This is a genomic window from Rheinheimera pacifica (genome assembly GCF_900108485.1).
GTDB lineage: Bacteria > Pseudomonadota > Gammaproteobacteria > Enterobacterales > Alteromonadaceae > Alishewanella > Alishewanella pacifica.
Window position 1 is genome coordinate 438,396 of record NZ_FNXF01000001.1, and the last position, 25,685, is coordinate 464,080.

23 protein-coding genes are annotated in these 25,685 nt (G+C 49.6%); 12 read left to right on the top strand and 11 right to left on the bottom strand.

Translation table 11 applies throughout. The features are described 5' to 3' along the window. Nucleotides 1-53: 53 nt before the first annotated feature. The 6 genes from BLW68_RS01965 to xseA form a co-directional block, all read right to left on the bottom strand. Nucleotides 54-1,358: an ATP-binding protein gene (locus BLW68_RS01965; protein WP_092789613.1), complete on the bottom strand. Its 1,305-nt coding sequence runs from the start codon at nucleotides 1,356-1,358 to the stop codon at nucleotides 54-56. Further along, nucleotides 1,355-2,077 (bottom strand): response regulator, encoded by a 723-nt coding sequence (locus BLW68_RS01970; protein ID WP_092789615.1) that lies wholly within the window; start codon nucleotides 2,075-2,077, stop codon nucleotides 1,355-1,357. Before BLW68_RS01970 ends, BLW68_RS01965 begins: the two co-directional genes overlap by 4 nt. A 94-nt stretch (nucleotides 2,078-2,171) precedes the next feature. Next, on the bottom strand, nucleotides 2,172-4,217 hold the full coding sequence (locus tag BLW68_RS01975; protein WP_092789618.1) for a TonB-dependent receptor plug domain-containing protein: 2,046 nt from the start codon (nucleotides 4,215-4,217) through the stop codon (nucleotides 2,172-2,174). 96 nt (nucleotides 4,218-4,313) lie between these two features. After that, nucleotides 4,314-4,694, bottom strand: a complete 381-nt coding sequence (locus BLW68_RS01980) for a DUF3019 domain-containing protein (RefSeq protein ID WP_092789620.1) — start codon at nucleotides 4,692-4,694, stop codon at nucleotides 4,314-4,316. Further along, entirely contained in the window at nucleotides 4,684-5,529 is an 846-nt protein-coding gene (locus BLW68_RS01985) for a MipA/OmpV family protein (RefSeq protein WP_092789622.1), read from the bottom strand. The genes BLW68_RS01980 and BLW68_RS01985 overlap by 11 nt, the downstream gene beginning before the upstream one ends. Nucleotides 5,530-5,612: 83 nt before the next feature. Continuing rightward, nucleotides 5,613-6,950, bottom strand: a complete 1,338-nt coding sequence (gene xseA / locus BLW68_RS01990; protein WP_092789624.1) for an exodeoxyribonuclease VII large subunit — start codon at nucleotides 6,948-6,950, stop codon at nucleotides 5,613-5,615. Nucleotides 6,951-7,090: 140 nt separating this feature from the next. On the opposite strand from xseA, the gene guaB reads away from it, so the two are divergent. The 12 genes from guaB (at nucleotide 7,091) to BLW68_RS02050 (ending at nucleotide 20,419) form a co-directional block, all read left to right on the top strand. Beyond that, nucleotides 7,091-8,560: an IMP dehydrogenase gene (gene guaB, locus BLW68_RS01995; RefSeq protein WP_092789625.1), complete on the top strand. Its 1,470-nt coding sequence runs from the start codon at nucleotides 7,091-7,093 to the stop codon at nucleotides 8,558-8,560. Between the two features lie 57 nt (nucleotides 8,561-8,617). Then, nucleotides 8,618-10,195, top strand: coding sequence for a glutamine-hydrolyzing GMP synthase (guaA, locus tag BLW68_RS02000; protein WP_092789627.1), 1,578 nt, complete (start codon nucleotides 8,618-8,620; stop codon nucleotides 10,193-10,195). 86 nt (nucleotides 10,196-10,281) lie between these two features. Then, the gene (locus BLW68_RS02005) at nucleotides 10,282-10,731 is read left to right on the top strand and encodes an SRPBCC family protein (RefSeq protein WP_092789629.1); all 450 of its coding nucleotides are present in this window, start codon (nucleotides 10,282-10,284) and stop codon (nucleotides 10,729-10,731) included. 211 nt (nucleotides 10,732-10,942) lie between these two features. After that, nucleotides 10,943-12,277: a sigma-54-dependent transcriptional regulator gene (locus BLW68_RS02010; RefSeq protein ID WP_092789631.1), complete on the top strand. Its 1,335-nt coding sequence runs from the start codon at nucleotides 10,943-10,945 to the stop codon at nucleotides 12,275-12,277. 20 nt (nucleotides 12,278-12,297) lie between these two features. Further along, nucleotides 12,298-12,507 carry a histidine kinase dimerization/phospho-acceptor domain-containing protein gene (locus BLW68_RS02015; RefSeq protein WP_068228428.1) on the top strand — a complete coding sequence of 70 codons (210 nt, stop codon included), beginning with the start codon at nucleotides 12,298-12,300 and terminating at the stop codon, nucleotides 12,505-12,507. Between the two features lie 29 nt (nucleotides 12,508-12,536). Further along, on the top strand, nucleotides 12,537-14,018 hold the full coding sequence (locus BLW68_RS02020; RefSeq protein WP_092789633.1) for a sensor histidine kinase: 1,482 nt from the start codon (nucleotides 12,537-12,539) through the stop codon (nucleotides 14,016-14,018). After that, on the top strand, nucleotides 14,018-14,479 hold the full coding sequence (locus BLW68_RS02025) for a response regulator (RefSeq protein WP_092789635.1): 462 nt from the start codon (nucleotides 14,018-14,020) through the stop codon (nucleotides 14,477-14,479). Before BLW68_RS02020 ends, BLW68_RS02025 begins: the two co-directional genes overlap by 1 nt. Then, on the top strand, nucleotides 14,472-16,448 hold the full coding sequence (locus BLW68_RS02030) for a response regulator (protein ID WP_092789637.1): 1,977 nt from the start codon (nucleotides 14,472-14,474) through the stop codon (nucleotides 16,446-16,448). The genes BLW68_RS02025 and BLW68_RS02030 overlap by 8 nt, the downstream gene beginning before the upstream one ends. Nucleotides 16,449-16,732: 284 nt before the next feature. Next, entirely contained in the window at nucleotides 16,733-17,314 is a 582-nt protein-coding gene (locus BLW68_RS02035) for an outer membrane beta-barrel protein (RefSeq protein ID WP_092789639.1), read from the top strand. A gap of 171 nt (nucleotides 17,315-17,485) precedes the next feature. Continuing rightward, nucleotides 17,486-18,157, top strand: coding sequence for a signal peptidase I (lepB, locus tag BLW68_RS02040; RefSeq protein WP_092789641.1), 672 nt, complete (start codon nucleotides 17,486-17,488; stop codon nucleotides 18,155-18,157). Nucleotides 18,158-18,254: 97 nt separating this feature from the next. Continuing rightward, complete coding sequence (locus BLW68_RS02045) at nucleotides 18,255-19,307, top strand: linear amide C-N hydrolase (RefSeq protein WP_092789643.1); 1,053 nt, start codon at nucleotides 18,255-18,257, stop codon at nucleotides 19,305-19,307. 98 nt (nucleotides 19,308-19,405) lie between these two features. After that, nucleotides 19,406-20,419 (top strand): sensor domain-containing diguanylate cyclase, encoded by a 1,014-nt coding sequence (locus tag BLW68_RS02050; RefSeq protein WP_092789645.1) that lies wholly within the window; start codon nucleotides 19,406-19,408, stop codon nucleotides 20,417-20,419. Here BLW68_RS02050 and prmA read toward each other — a convergent pair. The 5 genes from prmA to BLW68_RS02075 all read right to left on the bottom strand — a co-directional run bounded on the left by prmA (nucleotide 20,416) and on the right by BLW68_RS02075 (nucleotide 25,649). Then, nucleotides 20,416-21,300 carry a 50S ribosomal protein L11 methyltransferase gene (gene prmA / locus BLW68_RS02055; protein WP_092789647.1) on the bottom strand — a complete coding sequence of 295 codons (885 nt, stop codon included), beginning with the start codon at nucleotides 21,298-21,300 and terminating at the stop codon, nucleotides 20,416-20,418. The two genes, BLW68_RS02050 and prmA, sit on opposite strands and share 4 nt — an antisense overlap. Before the next feature lie 80 nt (nucleotides 21,301-21,380). Next, on the bottom strand, nucleotides 21,381-22,724 hold the full coding sequence (gene accC, locus BLW68_RS02060) for an acetyl-CoA carboxylase biotin carboxylase subunit (RefSeq protein WP_092789649.1): 1,344 nt from the start codon (nucleotides 22,722-22,724) through the stop codon (nucleotides 21,381-21,383). 16 nt (nucleotides 22,725-22,740) lie between these two features. Next, nucleotides 22,741-23,199, bottom strand: coding sequence for an acetyl-CoA carboxylase biotin carboxyl carrier protein (gene accB / locus BLW68_RS02065; RefSeq protein ID WP_092789651.1), 459 nt, complete (start codon nucleotides 23,197-23,199; stop codon nucleotides 22,741-22,743). A gap of 22 nt (nucleotides 23,200-23,221) precedes the next feature. Next, nucleotides 23,222-23,677: a type II 3-dehydroquinate dehydratase gene (aroQ, locus tag BLW68_RS02070; RefSeq protein ID WP_092789653.1), complete on the bottom strand. Its 456-nt coding sequence runs from the start codon at nucleotides 23,675-23,677 to the stop codon at nucleotides 23,222-23,224. 220 nt (nucleotides 23,678-23,897) lie between these two features. Then, entirely contained in the window at nucleotides 23,898-25,649 is a 1,752-nt protein-coding gene (locus BLW68_RS02075; RefSeq protein WP_092789656.1) for a protein-disulfide reductase DsbD, read from the bottom strand. Between the last annotated feature and the right edge of the window lie 36 nt (nucleotides 25,650-25,685).

The window sequence follows — 25,685 nt, forward strand, 5'->3', positions numbered from 1 at the left end:
GTAAGCGGCAGCCCGAGCTGTAGGAAGCTTGTGTGGCTTTTGTACAAATTGTGTCAGCTGCAAGAGTTCAGATACAGGCTGAATCTGGCGCCTGCTAAGATCGGATCACGGTCAACAACTATCTTGCCATTATGCCATTTGATTATTTCTGCGCTGATAGCCAACCCCAGACCAAAATGGGGGGTACTATCCTGCACTGTGCTGCTCTGTGCTGCGTTGTCCAGCTTAACGAAGGGTAGCAATACGTTTTCAGCATCTTCTGCTGCAATGCCCGGGCCATCATCACTGATGCTAATCAGTAACTGGGATGCTTTGGCTGACAGGGTGAGTTGCAGCTGGCTGTTGGCAAAGCGGCAGGCGTTGCCAACGATGTTATTGAGCGCCCGTTCCAGCCAGTGCGGGTTAATCCGGCTGTATAACACTGGCTCTGTCATCAGTAATGATAAGCGCAGTTGATGCTGTAGCATTAGCGGCTCGATACTATGACAATACTCTGCCAGCCAGTGCTGCATAGTGTGCCGGCTAAACTCCAGATTACGTGCCGTACGCGACAAGCTGGCAAACTCCAGAAAGGAATTCACCATGGCCTCCATTCTGTCTACATCCTGCTCCATCCGCAGTAATAGTTGCTGTTTTTTCTCCGGGCTTGTTGCTTCTTGTACTGCCTCCAGGCCAAACCGTAAACAGGCAATGGGTGTACGCAAATCATGCGACAGGCTTTTTGCCAGCAGGCGGTTTTCATGCAGCAACTGGCTGATTTGCTCTGCCATCTGGTTAAAACTGTGTTCCAGCCGGGGAATATAGCTAAACCGGGAATATGGCTGGCGGATATGCAATTCGCCTTTACCAAAACGCTCAGCCAGTCGGGTTAGTAAATTAAGCCGCCTCACCAGAGGCCATAACCACAGCAACAGTAACACAGCAAAACCGGCATAAAGCGCCAGCGTCAGCCATAAACTAAGCGGATGCTGTTGCTGCTCCGGCGGTAATGCCAGCTTCAGTAACCATTGTGGATGAGTGGGTAGCTGTTTGACCAGGTAGTCCTGCTCATTGCTGGCCAGGGCTAAACCGCCCGGGGCAGTCAGTTGCTGCGCCAGCTCTGCCGGCAGTGCCAGCGCCTGATACGGCTCCAGCTGTAAATTCAGCCCAAGTGCTGCCGCTTGTTGCTGGTAATGGGTAGGCAGCTGAATTTCTGCCAGCGGCTGGCTCTGGCTGACCATATAGTCCAACAGATGGGCTGAAACGGTGCCGGCATTGGATGGGGCCGGGTCGCCATCTATAACCCTGTCAATCAGATAACCCAGCAGAAACAGCGACAGTAAGCTGGTTAGTAATAAACCACTAAACAGGCGGGTCATGCTTGCTGCCAGGCATCAGCAACAAACAAATAGCCTTTGCCCCAGATTGTTTTAATCCGCTGCGGCTGGCTGCTGCTGTCATTTAGTTTACGGCGCAGTACCGAGATCAGCATATCGATACGGCGGTCAAGGCCATCGTAGTCCCGGCCGGTCATTTCCAGAAAAACCTGTTGTCTGCTCAATACGGTGCCGGCATGGCTGGCCAGATACCAGAGCAACTTGAATTCGGTAGCCGAGAGCGGGATTTCTGTATCCGCCAGACAAACCCGGTGTGATGATAAATCCAGTAATAACTGATCAAATTGCAGTAAGGGCTGCTGTGGCTGCGTTTTCTGTTGCCGGCGCAGTATGCTGTTTAGCCTGGCAAGCAAGGCTCTTGGACGAACGGGTTTAACCAGATAATCGTTAGCACCGCTTTCCAGCGCCAGCACTTCGTCCAGTTCTTCGCCCTGTGCCGTGAGTATTAAGATTGGAATATCCGACTGCTGGCGGATCAACTTGCAGACTTCAAGCCCGTTTTTGCCCGGCAGCATCAGATCCAGCAGGATCAGATCGGCAGCAGCTTGCTGCCATTGCATCGCAGCCTGATCGCCGCGGCTGAAATGTTCTACCCTGAAGCCTCTGGAGCAGAGAAAATCGCTAATCCAGGCTGCCAGTGCCAAGTCATCTTCAACCAGTAGTACTGTAGCGGTTTGTTCAAGAAGGGTATCAGCAGACATACCGGATCCTAAGCTGCATGGGTTAAGTTAGTGCGGGCTACTATAACGCAGCCCGTTACAGAATAGTGTCGGGAAAGTGTAACAACATCTTGGATCAGAACCACAGCTTCATACCGACGTAAGGAAACAGGCCCATATCCTCGTCTTTCTTGATACTGTAGCTCTGCTGGTCTGGCTGATTCAGCAAATAATAGCCAGTAACATTTTCGCGATTATAAAGGTTTCTGACCGCAATGGTGTATTCTGCCGGGCGTGAAAACAGCGTGCTTTGTTTACGCAATTCAATATCCAGGCGGTGATAAAAAGGCAGCCGTTTGCTGTTCAGCTCACCGTATACCGGCAGCAGGTAATCCGGGTGATAAGGATTCGGTTTGGCACCGGTAATCGGGGAGTAAAGATTACCCGAACGGCCGGTAAATACCGCACCCAGCGTCCAGTCGTTGCTCAGTTTATAATTCAGCACGCCATGAATGACCAGCGGTGTATCCAGGCGGTAAGGGGTGTTTTCCTTTGTAACAGGATCCTGGCGTTCGGATTGCGAAAAACTCATTGCCAGCCAGCCTGACCAATTGCCAGGTAATTCTTTTTCCAGCATCAGCTCCACGCCACGGCTGTATCCTGTAACGTCACTAACGTAATGCAGTTGTTCTGGATCTTCAGCAGGGTTAAGTGCCCTTGGTAAGCGCTGCATGTTCTTGTAGTAGAAATCCAGTAATAGCCGCCAGCTATCAAACTGATAGCGCAAACCGGCGGTGTAATGGTCAGAACGGGGCGATTGCAAATTGCGGTTACCAATTTTCGGCAGGGATTTTTCAATATCGGCCAATTGCTGATGGCGCCCGGCACTGGCAACCAGTTCCAGCTTATTGGTAACAAACCAGCTGATATGGGTTCGGGGGGCAAACAGGCTGTCGCCAGTGTAATCCTGATGGTCATACCGGCTGCCGAACTGCCATAACAGATCCGGCGTTAGCTGCCAGTCTGCACTGATATACAGCGTTTGGTACTGCATGCTAAGCCTGTCATCGTCCTGCTCCCGCTCACCACGGTTGGCTTCGCAGTCTGGTTGGTGATCAGTGCAGTAGTACAGAATCATATCGTAGCGGTAATCGGCGTTCAGCCTGCCTGCTTCTGCGCCGGTTTGCAGCAGCACAGTGCTGCTTAGCGGTTGTTGCCAGCGGATCTGCAGTTCAGTATTGTTCTGGTTTAGCTGATAGAACTGGTTGTCACCGAAGCCACCCTGTTCACGCTGATTAAGCTGTAACAGTGAGATAGCGAGCAACTGCTGCTGTTGGCCAAAGTATTCATAGCGTAGCTGCTGGCTGTGCCAGTTGCTGTTAAGGTAAGCATCGCCAATAAAATCCGGGTCAATCCGGCCTGCTTCCGACGCTTCAGACAGGTTAATCCCGGCTTTTTCACCCACCCCCAGTGCAGTCAGCGTCAGTTTATGCTGGTCTCCCGGCCGCCATTGGTAGCGAAGCTGGTAATCATTTAATACCGGCACCTTGGTAATGGTTTCACCGTCTTCTAATTCTTCACCTTTTTCAGTGAAATATTGCAAGGTACTGTGCCGGTAAGCAGCATAGACGCTCTGGTTTTCACTCAACGAACCTTCAACCAGCGCTGAGGTGCGCAGCATGTTCAGGTCAATGACGCCACCCAAAGGCTGTGCCTTGGGATCGCGCAGTGCCACATCAAAAACTGCACCGGTGGCGTGGCCAAACGGCGCCGCAAAGGCGGCAGGGTAGAGGGTGAAATCACGTAACAGCTCGCTGTTAAGGGCACTACCGTAAAGCTGGTTCAACAGCGGGCCGGTACGTTGGCCGTCCAGCATAAAATGGTTATCTCTTGGTGATGAGCCTCTTACTGCCGGGGCGCTGTCTGTGGTGTCATAAACCACGCCCGGCAGGGTGTAAAGTGCCTGAATGGGATCTCCCATTAATCCGCCAATATTCAACAGTTTTTGGGTATCTTCGTTTACCTCCGTTTGCGGCATATTGCGCCGGCCGCTGATGGTCAACCGTTCAACTGTTTGCTGATGTTGTGGTGTAGTATCAGTTGGCTGGGCACTGGTCATTGCTGAAAGCACTGCCAGATTGCTGAGCAGCATTGGCATTAATAGCGGTTTAGCAGGCATCATACTTATATGTCATCCATTAAAATATAGGTGCTGCTATTGTCTGACGGGAACGCATAAAGGGCTGTAGCGGGGTTGTCGGTAAAATGTCAGTAAGTGTCAGAAACGCCGCCACAATCGTTTTTTATGCGCGCTTTGTACCCAGCTAACCTCAATTCTGGCGGTGGCCAGTACGTGCAGTTTTTGTTCGGAGTCCGTCATTTGCCATAAAATTAACTGGCGGCTTTGCATATCTTTGAAATGCCATTGCCACTGAGCTGAGGCTGTATTGTGCCAGCATTGCAGCTGCTGTTCATCCAGATACAGGCAGACGGTTAGGGGCTGTGAGATTGTCCAGGCTGTCTGAATTTGGGCATGGCATTCCCGTCCTTGCTGCAAGGTAACGCAATTGCTGGGGGAAGCGCTAAGTAGTGCTTCAGCCTGAGCCGGCTGCCAGAAAAGGCTGGCCGCCAATAGCAATAAGCGGTATCTAAAAAACATAACGTATCAGCACAAATGACACCACTTCCGGGTTGTTCCGCGTTAAAGGGCTGTCAGTAAATGCCTGTGTATACCAGTTAATGCCAGCGCCTAACTCGGTGATCCAATGTTTGTTCAGCGGGTACACGCCGACCAGGCCGTTATGCCAGCGCCAGCCGCTGCCACTTTGATACTGTGGGCGCCCGGAGCGGACTTCTGCCGCAGTTACGCCATAGTAGTAATTTACCAGCTTGGCGCTGTACCAGCTCAGTTCGCTGTTAAAGTACAGATCCCAGTTATGCTGTTCAAAGCGGAAGCCATAAAACAGCCGGAGCATATCGCCATGGTGGGTGGTGATGTCCTTATTAACCTGCAATGAAAGCAGCTGATTGTCTGTTGTATAAAACTGATATCGCAAGCCGGGCATAAAATCACTTTCGCGGTTATGCAAGCCTTCAAGTTTGCTGCTGCTAATACCGTCGCCACTGGCGACAGAGTAGCCGAACCCATCATGGTAACTGGCCATAATCAATGCCAGATTATGCCGCTCGCTATTGCTCAAACGATAACCCAGCGTGAAATCATCAAGCAGCCGGCCACTGCGTACGCCAAACAGCTGACCACTGCGCAAGCTGGGGGTTTCTGCAAACCAGTTTTTATATTCAAAATCGAACAGTAATTGCAGTTGCGGTATGCCATTTCGCGGGCTGTCCATTGCCGGCAGCAGGTTGCGGTTATGGCTGACACCAACCCCGACACCGAACTGCCAGTTAAAAGCAGACTCTTCTTCTGCAAGGCTAATGCTGCTGATTGTCAGCAGAAAACCATAAAGCAACAATAACCACAGTTTCTTCATCAGGGGGACTCTGGTTCAGATAATATAAAAACTACAACCTTAACCTTTCTGCCAACTTATTACTGTATAAGAAATGTCAGAACTTAGCTGCGGCTTACCTCATCGACTATTGCACTGAAGCTACCCTCTGCCAGTCGGGCGGTAATTTTATCGCCGTCTTTTAGCTGCGAGGCTGAGGTGACCACCTGCTGTTTTTCATCAAAGGTAATACTGTAACCCCGCGCCAGTGTTGCCAGTGGGCTGACGGTGTTGAGCTGGCTGCTTAACTGTGCCAGTTGTTGTTTACTTTGCTTTAACTGCAACTGCTGGGCATTGGTTAGCCGGCGCTCCAGCTGGTTAATATGTTGGGTGTGCGCCAATAAGGTTTTAGCCGGCGATAACTGGCGCAGGCTCTTATCTAAGTAAAGTTGCTGTTGCTGCGCACCTTGCACAGCCCGTTTGGCGCTGGCACTTAAGCGCAGTTGCAGCTCGTCGAGGCGTTGTTGCTGTTGCTGCAACCGCCGTTTCGGGTGCAAGGCTAACAGGCGCTGGCTTAAATTTAATAGTTTAGGCGCGACCTGTTGCATACGGCTGCGCTGTGCTTGTAGCAGACGGTTTTTTAGCTGCAGTATGCGATCTAATAAATGCGACTGATCCGGCGAGACTAATTCCGCCGCAGCTGAGGGCGTAGCTGCGCGCATATCTGCGACAAAGTCGGTGAGGGCAAAATCGATTTCATGGCCTACGGCGCTGACAATCGGAATAGGGCAGGCGGCCACTGCACGGCATAGCTGCTCATCGTTAAAACAGCATAAATCCTCTAACGAGCCGCCACCGCGGCCGATAATTAATACATCCACTTCATTGCGCCGAATCGCGCTGCTCAGCATATTTCTCAGCTGTGCCGCAGCGGTTTCGCCCTGCACCTGGGACGGATAGACAATAACTTCAATACCCGGCGCACGGCGGTTTAACACGGTAACGATATCGCGCACGGCGGCGCCGGTGGGCGAGGTAATAACGCCGACACGCTGTACCTGTGTGGGCAGGGGTTTTTTCCGCGCCGGGTCAAATAAACCTTCGGCCTGTAGCTGTGCTTTTAGTTGTTCAAATTGCTGCTTTAATAAACCGGCACCGGCGGTTTCAATAAATTCGGCCAGCAGCTGATATTCGCCGCGTGGCTCGTACACGCTGATGCGGGCACGAATAAGCACCTGCTGGCCATTTTGCGGCCGGAAGCTGCTATTGCGGTTAGCCTGCTTAAACATGGCGCATTTTACCTGGGCAGCGCTGTCTTTTAACGAAAAGTACCAGTGACCGCTGGCGGCAGCGACAAAATTAGACACTTCGCCTTGCAGCCACAGCGTTTGAAACTGCAGCTCCAGCGTAAGGCGTACTTCACTGTTTAACCGGGAAACGCTATAGATATCGGGGTTTTGCATAAAAAACGTACCAGCAGCTGGCCTGACAACGAAAACGCTAGAGTAACATAAAATAAAAAAAGCTTTGTGATACGCACGCAAAACCGTTAAAATTGGGCCGCAACATTCCCTATCTTTTCAGCCACAGCGAGATTGTTGCAATGCTCAGGATCAAACAAGAAGCCCTTACCTTTGACGACGTGTTATTGGTACCGGCGCACTCTACTGTTCTACCTCATACAGCCGATTTACGCACCCGACTGACTAAAAGCATCACGCTGAATATTCCTATGGTTTCTGCGTCTATGGACACAGTAACCGAAGCCCGCTTAGCCATAGCGCTGGCACAGGAAGGTGGCTTAGGTTTTATTCATAAAAACATGACCATCGAAGAGCAGGCCGCTAACGTTCGTAAAGTTAAAAAATACGAAAGCGGTGTGGTGTCAGACCCGGTAACAGTAACGCCGGATATGAGTATCCGCGAAGTGCAGGCGTTGGCGCAGCAGTGCGGCTTCTCCGGTTTCCCGGTGGTGGATGCCAGCAATAATCTGGTGGGCATGCTAACCAGCCGCGATATGAGCTTTGAAGCCAACAACAATGAAATCGTCTCCAGCCTGATGACGCCACGCGAGCGGTTAGTCACCGTGCTGGAAACGGCGCCACGTGAAGAAGCCTTTAAAAAGATGCACCAGCACCGGATTGAAAAAGTGCTGGTAGTCGACAACGACTTCAAACTGAAAGGTTTAATTACCGTACGCGATTACTATAAAGCCGCCAGTAAGCCTAATGCCTGTAAAGACGAGTTAGGTCGCTTGCGTGTAGGCGCAGCCGTAGGCGTAGGCCCGGGCACTGACGAGCGCATAGCTGCGCTGGTAGAAGCCGGCGTAGATATATTGCTGATCGATACCTCACACGGCCACTCGCAGGGCGTGATTGACCGCGTAAAACAAACCCGCGCCCAGTACCCGGATTTACAAATTGTGGCCGGTAACGTGGCTACCGCTGCCGGTGCTAAAGCGCTGGCAGAAGCCGGTGCAAACGCGGTGAAAGTGGGCATAGGCCCGGGCTCTATTTGTACTACCCGTATTGTTACCGGTTGTGGTGTACCGCAAATTACAGCGATCTCTGAAGCGGCGATGGGCGTGGCCGGCACGGATGTCACCATTATTGCTGATGGCGGTATCCGTTTCTCCGGTGACATCGCCAAAGCCTTAGTGGCCGGTGCTAACCTGGTAATGGTGGGTTCTATGTTTGCCGGTACTGAAGAAGCGCCGGGCGAAGTAGAGCTGTACCAGGGCCGTTACTATAAATCTTACCGCGGTATGGGTTCACTGGGCGCGATGGCGCAGCGTAACGGCTCGTCAGACCGTTATTTCCAGGGCAGCAACAACGCCGAGAAACTGGTACCGGAAGGCATTGAAGGCCGTGTGGCCTACAAAGGCCCGATGGAAAACATTATTCACCAGCAAATGGGCGGCCTGCGTAGCGCCATGGGCTTAACCGGTTGCCCAACCATTGACGAGCTGCGCACCAAGCCGGAGTTTGTCCGGGTAACTTCAGCCGGTATGGGTGAGTCGCATGTGCACGATGTGCAAATTACCAAAGAAGCACCCAACTACCGCTTAGGCTAAACTGTTTACTGTTAATGCGGCCGGGGATACCGGCCGCTGTACTTTTAAAAGGTCGCTATGAACAAAAACATTCATCACCACCGCATCTTAATCCTCGATTTTGGTTCGCAATATACCCAGCTGATTGCCCGCCGCGTGCGCGAAATTGGCGTGTATTGTGAGCTGTGGGCCTGGGACGTTACCGAAGCACAAATTCGTGACTTTAACCCCACCGGTATTATTTTATCCGGCGGCCCGGAAAGCGTGCACGAAGCTAACTCACCACGGGCGCCACAATATGTGTTTGAAGCCGGTGTGCCGGTGCTGGGCATTTGCTACGGCATGCAAACCATGGCCGAGCAATTAGGCGGCAAGGTGCAGGGTTCGGATATGCGCGAGTTTGGCTATGCCCAGGTAGAAGTGGTCGCCGCCAATGATTTATTCGCCAAAATTGAAGACCATGTCGGCAGCAGCGGCAATGCGCTGTTAGATGTGTGGATGAGCCACGGCGATAAAGTAGTGCAGGTGCCGGACGGTTTTATTACCTGTGCCAGCACAACCACCTGCCCGCATGCCGGTATGGTAGATGAAGCGCGCCAGTTCTACGGTGTGCAGTTCCACCCGGAAGTAACCCACACCCGCCAGGGCCAGCGTATGCTGGAGCACTTCGTGGTGGATATCTGCGGCTGCGACAAACTGTGGACACCGGCGACGATTATTGAAGATGCCATTATCCGTTTAAAGCAGCAGATTGGTAATGATCAGGTTATTTTAGGCTTGTCCGGCGGCGTTGACAGCTCAGTCGTGGCGATGTTGCTGCACCGTGCTATCGGCAAAAACCTGACCTGCGTGTTTGTAGATAACGGCTTGCTGCGCTTAAACGAAGGCAAGCAGGTCATGGATATGTTTGGCGACCATTTCGGCCTGAACATTATCAAGGTAGACGCCGAGCAGCGCTTCCTGGATGCTTTAGCCGGTGAAAACGAGCCGGAAGCCAAGCGTAAAATTATCGGCCGCGTCTTTGTTGAAGTGTTCGACGAACAAGCGCAAAAGCTGGAAAACGCCAAGTGGTTAGCGCAGGGTACCATTTACCCGGACGTGATTGAATCAGCCGGCTCGGCCACCGGTAAAGCGCATGTGATTAAATCGCACCATAACGTGGGTGGCTTACCAGCGCATATGAAAATGGGTCTGGTAGAGCCACTGCGCGAGCTGTTTAAAGACGAAGTGCGCAAAGTCGGTTTAGAGCTCGGCCTGCCCTACGACATGCTGTACCGTCACCCGTTCCCGGGCCCGGGTTTAGGTGTGCGCGTACTGGGCGAAATCAAAAAAGAGTACTGCGACATACTGCGCCGCGCCGATGCGATCTTTATCGAAGAGCTGCACAAAGCTGAGCTGTATCATAAAGTAAGCCAGGCCTTTGCCGTATTCCTGCCGGTAAAATCGGTCGGCGTAATGGGCGATGCGCGTAAGTACGATTGGGTAGTATCACTGCGGGCAGTAGAAACTATCGACTTTATGACCGCACACTGGGCGCACCTGCCTTACGAGCTGCTGGGTAAAGTATCTAACCGTATTATCAATGAGATCAACGGTATATCCCGCGTGGTATACGATATCAGCGGTAAACCACCGGCGACGATTGAGTGGGAATAATTTCCTGAAATAAAACAAAAGGCCAGCGTAATGCTGGCCTTTTTGCTATGTTAATTTGTACAAATACAGGAGGCCGGAGAACATCTATGCGTAATGTAAAACAACTTCACTTCAGTATTGTGATTAATGCAACGTTGCAAACGGTGTGGCAGCGGATGTTGTCTGATGTGGGTTACCGTAACTGGACCTCGGCATTTTGCGAAGGCTCGTATTTTAAAGGCAGCTGGCAGCAGGGTGAGACCATACGGTTTTTATCGCCCTCCGGTGATGGCATGGTGGCGACTATTGCCGAACATAAACCACTGCAGTTTATCTCGATTAAACATCTGGGCTTTATTGTTAACGGCCAGGATGATTTTGATAGCGAACAGGTAACAAGCTGGGCTCCGGCCTTTGAAAACTACCGCTTTGCCAGCGTAGCCGGCGGCACTGAAGTCAGTATTGAGCAGGATATCGCGCCCGAGTATGAGCAATATATGCAGGACACCTGGCCCAAGGCACTGCAAAAATTAAAGGTGTTATGTGAGCAAAGCTAAATACTGAATTAGCACTGAAATAGTGCTTTAGAGTTACAACTGCACTGCTCTTCTTCACATCAGCGGTAACAGGCAAATTTGCACAAATAATTAATAAATCACTATTCAGCTGGGTACTAAACACTTAGTATTGGCGTGTTATTGCAGTATATTGCCACCTGATAGTGCATAAAATTGCCAATTGTTAATAGACTGATACGAGATTTGAGCTTTGCTATCGATATTACTTGTAGATGATGACCACGAATTCACTGAAGTTGCCTCCCGCATTATAGATTTTCTGGGGCATACCGTGTCTGTCGCTGGCAGTTTAGCCGAAGCGAATGAGTGGCTTGAGCACAATAGTTTTGACCATATTCTGCTCGACTTTATGCTGCCAGACGGCAGCGGTATCCATTTGATGGATAGAGTCCAGCACCTGTTTCCTGTTCCCAAAGTCACCTTTATTACCGGGCACCCGTCGGTAAAATCCATCATTGCTGAGCTGTGTGGGCCCAAAGTAGATTATTTGTTAAAGCCGATACAGCGTGAGTGTTTAGAGCGGGTGCTTAACCCGGCCAGGCAAAAAGCGAAAAAATCGTCGGCTGCTCAGTTTGAGTTGCATTTTGGTTGTCTGATTGGCGAGTCGGCGCCGATGCAAGCACTGTACACCATGATTGAGCGTGTCGCTGCATCGAAGGCTAACGTGATGTTGTTGGGCGAAAGTGGCGTGGGTAAGGAACTGGTTGCTTCAGCCATTCATCATGCCAGCAAGACTGCCGGTGCCTTAGTTGCCACAAACTGTGGCGGCTTATCGAAAGAGCTGATCAGTAGCGAGCTGTTTGGCCATGAAAAAGGTGCTTTTACCGGCGCAGTCGCGCAAAAAACCGGTGTTTTTGAGCGTGCTCAGGGCGGCACATTATTTTTAGATGAAGTAACCGAAATGCCGCTCGATATGCAACCGCACTTATTGCGGGTATTAGAGACGAAAAAAATTGTCCGTGTAGGTGGCAGTAAAGAAATTGCTGTAGATTGCCGGGTAGTATCGGCCACTAACCGAAGCCTGGAAAATATTGCCGAAAAAAATATTCTGCGGGAAGATATTTATTTTCGCCTGGCAGTATTTCCGATTGAAATTCCGCCGCTCAGAGAGCGTGCTGCAGACATCCCGCTGTTAGCAAAAGCGTTTTTAGCCAGCTTAAATGACGAGAACGGCACAAACTACCAATTTAGCCACGCCCAGCTGCAGCGGCTGGCCAGCTTTGATTGGCCGGGTAACGTCAGAGAGCTGCGCCATACAGTGCACCGCGCTTACATTATGAGTGATCCTGCTAAGGATGAGATTGAATTACCCGCCTCGTTTGCGTCTCCGTTTTCTGCGGTACAGAAAGAAAAATCCGGCCTGACGGCGGGCAAAACCATTGATGAAGTCGAGAGAGAGTTAATTTACCTGACATTAAAAAAAGTTGGCGGAAACAAAGCTATGGCTGCCGATATGTTGGGGGTAAGTGTGAAAACCTTGTACAACCGGTTAAGTGCCTACGGTGGCTTAGGGGAATTTAGCTAGTTATTAACTGGGAGAATGTAATGTCTGACGCGAAAGTGGCTGAGTTAGCTAAGCAAGTGCATGATATTCGCAAGCCGCTGAATCGGATCTCGATGCAGGCAGAGTTAATTAAGCTGGTACTGGAAAACAATTTGCCGCCGCAAAAAGCGATTGAAGCGGTGGATAAAATATTGCAGTCCTGCCAGGACTGTAGTCAGTTACTGGAAAACTTGTCAGATCCATCAGCGTGACGCAATTAAAAAGAAAAAGGGAAGCATAGATGTCAGGCAATCTGTTAAACGGCCGTACCAGCTGGTTTTTACTGGGGGCGGTGATGATGTGCCTGATTGGCTTCAATGCCTATCTGGCAATCAGTTCGATTAAAGAGCTAACCGCTACGCAAATCAGTTTGACCAACACCGGCGATAATATTGTCAAACTTGATGATTTGCATTTGTCGATATTGTCAGCCGAGTCTGGCCAGCGGGGTTACCTACTGACAGATAATATCATCTACCTGGAGCCTTACCAGGCGGCATTAAGCCGGGTAAAAACGCAAATGGCCGAAGTTCAGGCTATTGAATCTGAGATACCGGAGCAACAACCGCGCATCAATGAGATTGTCCGGTTAGCTGACGCAAAAATTGCAGAACTAACTGAAATAGTCGGGCTGGCACAGCAAAATAAAGATGCGTTGGCGCTCAGATTACTAAAAACTAATCGCGGCAAGAATATTTATCTGGAGTTCCGGGCATTATTTGATGTCACCCGCCAGGTAGAACAATCTTACCGCGAAAGCTTGTTTCTGCGCCTGACTAAAGGGCGGGCCGATGCCCAGCTTAACTTTATTTTATTTGGCGTACTGAGCAGTGTGCTGGTGATACTGATGCTGATCCTGTCATCTAGTAATGTAAAGAAAGAGCGAAAGTATCTGGCTGCACTGGAAAGCAAGAACGAAGAGCTGGCGCTGAAAGTGGAAGAGCGCACACAGGAATTACGCCTGTATTCGGAAGAATTAAGCCGTAGCAACCGGGAGCTGGAGGATTTTGCCTTTGTTGCATCCCATGACTTGCAGGAACCATTGCGAAAAATTCAGGCCTTTGGTGATCGCCTGGAGGCGTCATTTAGTCAGGAATTGGGCGAGAAAGGCCTGGACTATATGAAACGTATGCGTAACGCGGCGCAAAGAATGTCGCTGTTAATCAATGATTTATTGGATTTCTCCCGCATAAATACCCGCGGCCGGGATTTTACACCTACCAATTTAACTGACGTGGTTAATGGTGCACTTGACGATGTTGAAATTGCCATTCAGGAAAGCAATGCCCAAATCAATATAGGTACTTTACCGATAATACAGGCTGATAGCAGTCAGCTTAGTCAGCTGTTTCTTAATCTGTTGTCAAATTCGCTGAAGTTCCGCCTACCGGACAGAACACCGGTTATTACTATTACTGCTGCAGTGCACCAGCCTAATATTATGCAGCAGGCCATTTGCCCGGATTGGCATGTAATAACGCTGACAGACAACGGCATTGGCTTTGCAATAGAGTATGCCGAGAAAATTTTTACACCGTTTCAACGCCTGCATGGCCGTTCAGAATATAAAGGAACCGGTATTGGCCTGGCAGTATGCCGGCGGATTGTAGAAAGACACAGAGGGTTAATTTACGCATCGGGTGAGCCTGGGGTTGGCGCCACTTTTACATTAATTTTGCCTGCCGACGGCACACCGTTTGGCAGCAGGGGAGAAACTGAATAATGCCACTTACCAAAACACGGCCAATTACTATTTTAATGGCTGATGATGATGAAGATGATCGATTACTGACACAGGATGCGCTGCGCGAAAGCCGGGTGCTTAATTCATTGTATTGTGTTGAAGACGGCGTAGAGTTACTAGAATATCTGCGCAAAGAAGGCAAATATGCCACCGGCGTACCCTGTCCGCGGCCCAGCCTGATATTACTGGATTTAAATATGCCACGGATGGATGGCCGTGAAGCACTGCATAATATAAAAAGTGACGATAATTTGCGGGGTATTCCTATCGTTATTCTTACCACGTCAAAACAAGAAGAAGACATGGTGCGGGGTTATAATTTAGGCGCAGCGTCGTATATCACCAAGCCGGTAAACTTTGAGGGCCTGGTAGAGCTAATGCGCACCCTGGGTAAGTATTGGGTAGAGTTTGTTGAGTTACCAGTACAAGATAATGACTAAACAGGTAAAGCCGGTTCTACAGGCAAAAATCCTTCTGGTAGAAGACGATGAAGATGACTACATCATTACCCGTAGTCATCTGGAAGAATTAACCTCGTTTGACAGCCATCTGACGTGGGTAACAAACTCAGTCGAAGGATTACAAAAGCTAACCGAAGGCAACTTTGATGTCTGTCTGCTGGATTACCAATTAGGCGCTGAAACCGGTTTATCGTTGTTAAAACAGGCAGTAGAGAGCGGCATATCTACACCCATTATTATGCTTACCGGCCAACCGGATAAGCAGCTTGATTTACAGGCACTGGAATATGGTGCGGCAGACTTTTTAGTAAAAAGCGAACTGAGTGAAGCAAGGTTTGCCCGGGCAATACGCTACGCATTAAGCCGCCGGGAATTTGAACTGGAACGTTTAAACCGGCTTAGGCTTGAAGCGGATAACAGATCAAAAGATCGGTTTTTAGCCCACCTGAGTCATGAGCTCAGAACGCCGTTATCTTCAATTTTGGGCTACACCGAGTTACTGCTTGAATCAAACCATACCGAAGACGCGCGGCCAGAGCTGAATATCATCCTGAATAATGGCAAGCATTTGCTGAGTTTGTTAAACGATATTCTCGACCTGTCCAAAATTACAGCGAACAAACTGGAGCTACGGCCAGAACCCACCAGTTTACGTCACCTGATATTGGATATTTATACCCTGCTTAAAGTTACCGCTATCGATAACGGGTTGGAGCTAACCTTTAATTCGTTAACCCCGTTACCGGTGCTTATTACTGTCGATGGCACGCGCTTACGCCAGGTATTAATAAATTTGATTTATAACGCCATCAAATTTACTGATGCTGGCAGTATCACCGTTGACCTGTGGACACAGCAAGACGCAGCAAAAGAAATGTTGATGTTTCGCATAACTGATACCGGTGTGGGCATTCCGCAGCGACAACTTAAAGATATTTTTGCGCCCTTTACCCAGATAGAAGATTACCTTACCCGGAAAAAAGGCGGCGCAGGCCTGGGGTTGGCCATTTCAGCAGAGCTTATTCAGCGTATGGGGGGCCGCATTGATGTGGCGTCTGAAGAAGGAAAAGGCAGTGTATTTACCTTTTCGCTGGATCCAGGCGATATAACGGATACCCAGCGCAAACCATTGAGCCTGGAACCGTCACTTAACAATAATGGTGGCGCGCACAGTAAGCTGGCTTTAACCGGCGAGGTGCTTATCGTTGATGATTTGGCTGACCTGCGCAAGCTGTCTGCACATTGGATCCAGGCTACAGGCGCCTCAGTAGACTTTGCTGTAAACGGCGCTGAAGCAATTGCCAAGGTAAAACACAAAATAGCATCAGGCAGCTATTACGATCTGATCCTGATGGATTTACACATGCCAGGCATGGGGGGCAGAGAAGCGACGGTAGCTATCCGCGAAACGGGCTATCAGTATCCGGTGGTTGCGCTTACTGCGGCAATGGCGAAGGGGATCCGCCAGCAGCTAACGGCGTTGGGTTTTAATGATGTGCTGTCCAAACCGATCACGAAGAATCAGTTGTACCGTGCATTACGCTGCTATTTAACCGGCAATTCGGCATTAACAGATAACAGCGCAGCAGATAGTCTGCCGCTGCATTTCCTGGTGGTAGAAGATGATACTGAAGCTGCACAATTAATGCAGATACTGCTAGAAAGCCTGGGGGTGAAAACCACACTGGCACACAGTGCAGAAGAGTGTATGCGCGAACTGGCCTTACTGCACCGGTTTGACAGAATTTTGCTTGATCTGGGGCTGCCAGATAGTGATGGATTGCAGCTTATCGAGCGCATCGAGCATAACTATCCTGACAATATTGTGATTGTGGTAAGTGGACATGAGCATGATATTGCTGCATCCGGCAGCGCCATCGTCCAGCAGAGTTTGTTAAAACCTATCACTAAACAGGCCCTAAACAGCTTAGTGTTAACATGCCGCTAAGGCACTACTAAAGTATTCATATCCGGTATTTGTATATAAATCAAACAATTGTTGGCAGTTTTGGCGCTGACACTGCTATTTAAACATTGTAAATTCTGCATGTTGCGATGTTAGTATTACAATTTTATAACGGCTTAAAATCGGTCCAGAAAAATAATTTTAATTTAAGTGTTTGATTTATAATGTCTTATTTTTATTTTAAAAAGTGGTACAAAGCTTGTAACCGTTAACGCGAACTAAGGCCAAAGTGCCGATTACTATTAGCTGATTTAACGGAGTTTATAATGAGAAAGTCATTTTTAGCTGTATTAACTGCATCTTCTCTTATCGCCACCTCGGCTTATGCCGCTACACCGCAAGAAGATATTGATCATATGGGGATCTACGTTGGCGCCGCCTATGGCTTACTGAAAGTAGACGGTGATGACCAGGATTTTGATGAAGAAGATAACGCTAGCCGGTATTTTGTCGGCGCCCAATTTAATCAGGTGCTGTCTTTAGAAGGTGGTTACATTGACTTTGGTAATTATGGTAACAGCATTTTTAACACAGATTTAGATGGTTACACTCTGGCGTTAAAAGCCGGTTTACCGGTAACCGAGCGTTTCACTGTGTATGCACAGGGCGGTAATATTTGGTGGAAAGCCGACATTAATGCCACCGATGACAGCGCGGATGTGGATGGCTCAGACATATTTTATGGTGTAGGAGTGTCTTTTGCCCTGACGCAGAATCTGGCTCTTCGTCTGGAATACACCCGCTTTGATGTAGAATTTGACCGTGATGAGATTGGCATCCTGGCCGAGATTGATAGCTTCGATACCAAAGTGGACTACGCCAGTATCGGCATTCAGTACACCTTTTAAGCTTGCCGCACTACTTAGAATCAGCACAGCCGGGTATAACAGCCCGGCTGTCTGCATTTGGGACTTCGCCTGATTGGCATGGCTGAACTTTGCCCCAGGCCATCAGTCTGACAATACGTTTGTACTTATTTAGTAACGTAGCGGAGTCACGACATGGGGCGGAGTCAGGGAATGGGTAAGTTATTGCAGCTGTGGCGTGATAACCGCGGCATACTGGTGTTTTTAAGTTTAATGTTTGTGTTCAGAAGTGCGGTGGCTGACTGGAACGATGTGCCATCAGGCTCAATGCAACCGACTATCGAAATTGGTGATCGTATTCTGGTTAATAAAATGGCCTATGATTTACGCCTGCCTTTTACCACAGTGTCGCTGGTTAAGCGCGCTGATCCGCAGCGCGGCGATATAGTTATTTTTCTGTCTGAAGCTGCCGATAACCGGCTGGTAAAACGTGTTGTGGGTGTGCCGGGCGATGTCGTGGCGATGCAACACAACGTGCTGAGTATTAATGGCGAGCAAGTGGCATATCACCAGCCGGATGAAGCAGTAAAAGCTTATTCAGCGACCGACGGGGGCAGCCAGCTGTTAAACGAGCAATTGGGTGATATTACCCATACGGTAAAGCTGGCACCCTTTGCCACTGGCCGCGATAGTTTTGCACCGGTACGGGTGCCGCAAAGCCACTATCTGGTGCTGGGTGATAACCGCGACAACAGCGCTGATTCACGGGTAATTGGTTTTGTACCACGCGATGAAATTGTTGGCCGGGCCAGCAGCGTATTGTTTTCGCTGGATCACGATAATTATTACCTGCCCCGTAGTGGGCGTTTCCTGGCGGCGTTGTAAGTTGCTGGCGCGGAATATCAGCACTTTGGTTTTCATTTTGTAAAATAGTTGCTTTACTTTAATCTGATTAAAGCTAGCAGCCTGCAGGGACCACATAATGAAAACGTCTGTATTAGTGTTAAGCGCTTTACTTAGTCTTACAACTATATCTGTTACTGAAGCCTGCACCCGCGCGGTATATAAAGGCCAGGATAATCTTATTCTTACTGCCCGCTCGATGGACTGGCGAGATGAGATCCCGGTTAACCTGTGGTTGTTTCCGCGCGGCATGCAGCGTCAGGGTGAGGTAGGGGCCAACTCAGTAAGCTGGACGTCGAAATATGGTAGTGTAATAGCCAGTGCCTTTGATATTGCCAGTGCTGACGGGATGAATGAAAAAGGCTTGGCAGCCAATTTGCTCTGGCTGGTAGAGTCACGTTACCCGCCATATGATGGCAGCCAGCCCGGGTTAACTGTGGCAGCCTGGGTACAATATGTGCTGGATAACTTTGCCAGTGTGGCCGAAGCGGTTACAGCCATGCAGGCAGAGCCTTTTGTTGTGGTATCCTCGACTATTCCTGGTACTGACCGTTTTACCACCGTGCATTTGTCGTTGTCTGATGCCAGCGGAGACAATGCTGTATTTGAATATATTGACGGCAAGTTGGTGATCCATCATGACCCGTCTTACACCGTAATGACCAATTCGCCGGTATTTGAGAAACAGTTAGCGATAAATGAATACTGGCAGGAGTTGGGTGGCACTACTATGTTGCCAGGTACTAACCGCGCAGCAGACCGTTTTGTCCGGGCGTCGTTTTATTTAAATGCGCTACCGCAAACCAATGATCCTGTGCTGGCAGCCGCCAGCGTGTTTAGCCTGATCCGCAATACGTCTGTACCCTATGGTATTTCGTCGCCTACTGAACCCAATATTTCTTCCACCCGCTGGCGCTCAGTGGCCGATCATAAATCGCTGCGTTATTACTTTGAAACGGTATTTACGCCCAATACGTTCTGGGTTGAATTAACACAAGCTGATTTTCGTGCCGGGCAGCCGGTACGCAAGCTGGCATTGGATAAAAACCAGAGCTATGCCGGCAATACCATTAAGCAGTTTAAAAAAGCCGCAGCATTTCAGTTTGCCGGCTTGGAAAATCTCGTTGATTAATGTGCTATTTGCCATTTTATAAATGACTGGGTTTACTTGGCAGATAGACAGATGTTAGTTTTAGTCACGGCACTTTAGTTAACTAATAAGCACCTGATATGGATAATATTCTTAACGAGCTGACGCAATCTATTGGCGAAGACAGCCTTGAACAACAGGTTAGAGCGCTGATCCAGCTCTTGCAGCAGTCAACCGGTTTGGAGTCTGCTTATTTCACCCGTATTGATTTAAGCAAAGGCCTGCAGCACATCATGTATTCTTTAAATACCGGCCAGCTGCAATTAACAGAAGGGCTGACAGTTGACTGGAATGATACCCTGTGTAAAAGAGCACTGGAGCAAAACCAGTTTGTGACGAATGATGTGGCTGTGCGTTGGGGCGATTCGGCCGCAGCGGCTCAGCTGGGGATCAATACTTATGTCAGTGCCCCGGTGCAACTGTCCGATGGCATGTTATATGGTACCGTTTGTGCTGCCAGCACAGAAAAAACAGTGGTATCGGCCGGCAGTGCTACTTTACTGCAACTGATTAGCCGCCTTATTGCCATGCAGGTTGAACGCGAGCAGTTGCTACAGCAGCTGGAGCAGGAAAACCGGCAGTTTCGCAATGTGGCACTAACCGATCCATTAACCGGGCTGGGTAATCGCCGGGCGCTGGAGCAGGAGCTACAACGCACTATAGCAAACAGTCAGCGTAATGGCAGTGCTGTATTTGTTGCTTATATCGATTTAGATAACTTTAAGCTGATTAACGACCAATACGGCCATGACGCCGGCGATCGGTTTTTACTGGCTATCAGCACTAAGTTAAAAAATGACCGGCGTGAAGGCGATTTTATCGCCCGTATTGGTGGTGATGAATTTGTTATCTTTGGCTTGCTGACAGGTAATAATACTGCTCAGGCTGCAAAAAAGCTGCGCCAGCAGATTTTCGACAGTACCTGTGGCAGTTTTGATATTACTGATACCGTGCTGCACTATGGCGGCGCCAGTGTAGGCTTGGCTGTTGCCGAGGCAGCTGAGCCGGCAAGTAGCTTGTTAAAGCGCGCTGATAGTGAAATGTATCAGCAGAAAAAACAGCGGGCAGCCAGCCGTAACACAGCTAAGCGTTAAAGCCGTTTTTGTGCGCTCAGGCGCACCCATTCTTCCTGCACGGCGATGGGGTCAAAGCTGAACTCATCGCTGTAAGCGTCAATGACACTTTGTGCCTGGCTTTCTAAAATGCCTGACAGTGCCAGTTTGCCACCGGGCTTTACGTAGCTGCTTATCACTTGCTTTAATTCGGCCAGCGGCCCGGCGAGGATATTAGCTACTACAACATCAGCCTGAAAATTGCTAGGCTGATCTTTGGGCAAATACAGCTCTATCTGGCCTGCAACATTATTGCGTCTGGCGTTAGCTGTGCTGGCTTCTATTGCCTGTGGGTCAATATCAACACCAATTACCCGTTTGGCGCCCAGCTTTAACGCTGCTATGCCCAAAATGCCGGAGCCGCAGCCAAAATCAACTACGGTTTGCTGTGGTTCTATGGTGGCATCCAGCCACTGCATACATAGCGCAGTAGTAGGGTGGGTGCCGGTACCAAAGGCCAGGCCAGGGTCTAACATTACGTTTACTGCTGTCGGGTCCGGGATATCACGCCAACTGGGGCATACCCAAAGCCTGGTGCCAAATTTAATCGGGTGGAAGTTATCCATCCACTCGCGCTCCCAGTCTTTATCTTCCAGCTGCTCCAGCTTGTAATCGACACCGTCTTTAAAGAATGACACCTGCTCCAGTTGTTTTACCACCTTATCCATCGGATGCTCAGCGTCAAACAGGCCAACTACTACGGTATTGGTCCAGTAAATCACTTCGCCCGGCATTGGCTCGTAAATCGGGGTGTCCTGTGCATCGACAAAACTAACGGCCTGGGCGCCCCAGCCCATCAGCATATCGCTGACTTGTTCGGCTTTTTCTTCATTGGTGCTAACGCGCAGTTGGATCCAGGGCATAATCAGTCTCGCTTATAAAAATTTGCCGCATTATAGCAAAAAGGCCGCAAAAGCGGCCTTTAATCTGTGTAAGCTCAGGCTTACTTAATACCCAGCTTCTTCTCTAAATAGTGGATATTAGTACCACCTTTACAGAAGCCCGCATCACGCATAATGTCTTTGTGCAACGGGATGTTGGTTTTAATGCCGTCTACCAGCAGTTCGTCCAGTGCGTTCCGCATCCGGGCAATAGCGATATCGCGGGTTTCACCGTAGGTGATCAGCTTGCCTACCATAGAGTCATAGTTAGGCGGTACGGTGTAATCGGCGTAAATATGCGAATCCCAGCGAATACCATTACCACCGGCCGGATGGAAACGGGTAATTTTACCCGGCGACGGAATAAAGGTAACCGGATCTTCAGCATTGATACGGCACTCTACGGCATGGCCGCGAATAACAATATCTTCCTGCTTCAGGGTCATTGGCATGCCTGAAGCAATGCGCAGCTGTTCTTTGATCAGATCAACGCCGGTGATCATCTCGGTAACAGGGTGCTCTACCTGAATACGGGTGTTCATTTCAATAAAGAAGAACTCGCCGTTTTCAAACAGGAATTCAAAAGTACCGGCACCGCGGTAATTCATTACTTTACAGGCATCGACACACCGGCCGCCGATAAAGGCGCGTAATTCCGGCGTAATGCCCGGTGCCGGTGCTTCTTCTACCACTTTTTGGTGGCGGCGCTGCATAGAACAGTCGCGCTCACCTAAATGGATAGCGTTGCCCTGGCCATCAGCTAAAACCTGAATTTCGATATGGCGTGGGTTTTCCAGGAATTTCTCCATGTACACCATATCGTTACCAAAAGCGGCTTTAGCTTCGGCTTTGGTCATCTCGATAGAGCTAACCAGTTCTTCCTCGCTGCGCACCACACGCATACCACGGCCACCACCGCCACCGGCAGCTTTAACAATGATCGGGTAGCCAATACGCTTGGCAATAACCATATTAGTGGCAGGATCGTCGCCTACTGCGCCGTCAGAACCCGGTACACAAGGTACACCGGCTTTTTTCATCGCTTCAATAGCGGAGACTTTATCGCCCATTAAGCGGATAGAATCCGGGTGCGGGCCAATAAACACCAGGCCGCTTTCTTCTACCTGCTGGGCAAAATCAGCGCGTTCGGCTAAAAAGCCGTAGCCAGGGTGAATAGCCTGAGCATTGGTAACTTCGGCGGCAGCAATCAGCGCCGGTATATTTAAATAGCTTTGCGGTGACGCCGCCGGGCCGATACAAATGGTTTCATCGGCCAGCAGCACGTGTTTTAAATTACGGTCTACCGTAGAGTGCACGGCCACCGTTTTAATGCCCAGCTCTTTACACGCGCGTAAGATACGCAGTGCAATTTCGCCGCGGTTGGCAATCAGTACTTTTTCTAGCATCAGTCTGCCTTTTGCGTTATTCAATCACAAAGAGTGGCTGGTCAAATTCAACCGGCTCGCCGTTTTCTACCAGAATTTCTTTGATCACACCGGCCTTGTCAGACTGGATCTGGTTCATCATTTTCATTGCTTCAACAATACATAAAGTATCGCCAACCTTAACGCTCTGGCCTACTTCAACAAAGGCTTTCGCTGTTGGCGATGCCGCGCGGTAGAAAGAGCCTACCATTGGCGATTTCATAATATGGCCACTGATCGCTTTTGGCGCTTCAACGGCTGCCGGTGCAGCTGCTGCGGCCGGGGCAGGTGCCGGGGCGTATTGTGGCGCCGGAGCATAGTGCTGCATAGGTGCATATTGCGGGGTAGGGCCGTTACGGCTAATGCGTACCGACTCTTCACCTTCGGTGATTTCAAGCTCGTTAATGCCAGATTCTTCTAACAGCTCGATCAATTTTTTAATCTTTCTAATATCCATGTCTTTTTAGCCTGATTAGTTATTACTGTTTGGTTGTTTGTAACGCTGCTACCGCCGCATCAAGTGCGTAGTGGTAACCTTTGGCACCAAGGCCACAGATCACCCCTTTGGCGATATCAGATAAATATGAATGCCGGCGAAAACTTTCGCGCGCGTGCACATTAGACAAATGCACTTCAATAAAAGGAATGGCCACGGCCAGCAATGCATCACGAATAGCAATACTGGTATGGGTAAAAGCACCGGGATTAATCAGAATATAATCCTGCTTGCCCAAGCTTTGTTGAATAGCAGTCACCAGTTCGTGCTCGGCATTAGATTGTAAATGTGCCAGTTCGACACCTTTTGCCGCTGCCTGTTCCGTCAGGCCGGTGATAATATCCTGCAAAGTGGCGCTGCCATAGACTGCCGGCTCGCGCACACCCAGCATATTCAGGTTAGGACCATTCAACACTAAAATTCGATAAGTTGCCGCCATTTGTGCGTTATTCCCGCTAATTGTTTTGATCCGGCCCTATCTTGCCAAAGCTAATGATTAATTGCATCTGTTTGACAGAATTCTGTCGCAGACAGAGCCATTGGCTTAACAATAGCGCCTTATTATAGTGAAATCGTGACAAATGGCAGCAAAATACTGGTCTTATCAGCCAGAAAGCGGTTGGCAGTAGGCGGCGCCGGCTAAAAGCGCCGCCCTGAGTTTACTGTTGTAGTTGTTTCAGATGGGCAGCGAAGTCGGAGGCGTTCATAAAACCCGTCACCCTGGCAGAGCTGATTTCTTCAGCCTGCGGGCTGAAAAACAGCAGGGTGGGCAGGCCCAGTACCTGATAGTTATCCAGTAGAGCCTGATCTTTACGTGTCATCTTGGTTACGTCGACTTTAATCAACTGCATCTTCTGCATTTGCGCCTGTACTTCAGCCTTGGGAAAGGTTAAATGCTCAAACTCTTTACAGGCAATACACCAGTCGGCATACAGATCAACCAGGGTGTAGCGCCCTTCACTGGCAGCAATTTTTTGCTGCAGCTCTTCCAGTGAGCTCACCAGTTCAAAACCTGCCTGCTGCTGCGTAACTGCGGCTGTTTGTTCTGTAGCCGGCCACCAATGTTTCAGGTTCAGGTATAGCGCTGCACTAAGCAGCAGCTGACCAAGAATTAACATAACCGCTTTGGCACTGTTATTTTGCAGGCTGAACATCACGCGGTACAGGTAAATAATAAAGCTGAGTAACAGCAAAGACCCTATAGCCAGGATATAACTGAACGGCAGCATCCGCTCCAGTAAAATAAGCGGTACCGCCAACAGCAGGAAGCCGAAAGTGGCTTTTACCGCATTCATCCAGTTACCGGCTTTAGGCAGCAGTTTACCGCCGGAGCTGCCCAGAATAAGCAGTGGCAACCCCATACCCAAACTTAAGATATACAACGTAACCGCGCCCAGCAGTAAGTCACCGCTTTGGGCTACATACAGCAAAGCTGCAGATAACGGTGCCGTGGTGCAGGGCGAGGCGATAAGGCCTGACAACGCACCCATGGTAAAGGCACCTTTGTGCGAGCCACCTTGTTGGTTATTGCTGACTTTACTGATTTTTTCCTGCCAACTGGACGGCAGTGTCAGATTAAATACACCGAACATCGCCAGTGCCAGCAGCACAAAAATAATACTGGCAACAATTAATACCGCCGGGTGCTGCATATAGCCCTGAAACCGCACACCTAAACTGGCTACTACTAACCCTAATGCCGAATAGGTAATGGCCATACCTTGCACATAAGAAAACGACAGCGTAAAGGCGCGTTTGTTAGATAATTGCTTGCCCTGGCCGACAATAATGCTGGTTAAAATGGGGTACATCGGAAAGACGCACGGCGTAAATGCCAGGCCCAAACCCAGCAAAAAGAAACCGGCAAGTGTGGCTAAAGCTGCGCCATCGCTAAGTTTTGCTGCCAGCGTATTCTGGCTGGATACCGGTACGTTGCTTGGGGGAGCTACTGTGCTTTGATCGGCGCTAAGCGCAATGAGTGGCAGCTCTTTGGTTACCGGCGGGTAGCATAAACCGGCTTCGGCACAGCCCATATACTGAATTTTAAATACCGCATCTTCGCTGACATCCGTTAACGGAATACGCAGGGTTAACTGATGAAAATACACCTGCGACACGCCGAAAAACTCGTCTTCTATCTGCATGCTGGCCGGATAGCTGGGGTGAGAAAAACTGACCGCAATACCGCCCAGTTTTATTTTATCTTTATACAGATAATAGCCATCGGCGATAGTCCAGCTGACAATCAGCTCATTTTGCTTTTGCACAAAATCAAACGCAAATGCCTGCTCTACCGGCAAAAAGCTATCATTGGCGTTGAGCAGGCTATTGAGCACAGAGTTTTGTTGGGCTGAAACTGGCGCGACCAACGCAAACCAGAGTAAAAATGGCAGAACAAACACTTTATACATCAGCTTATACTTCCTCTTAAACGCCATAGCGTTGTT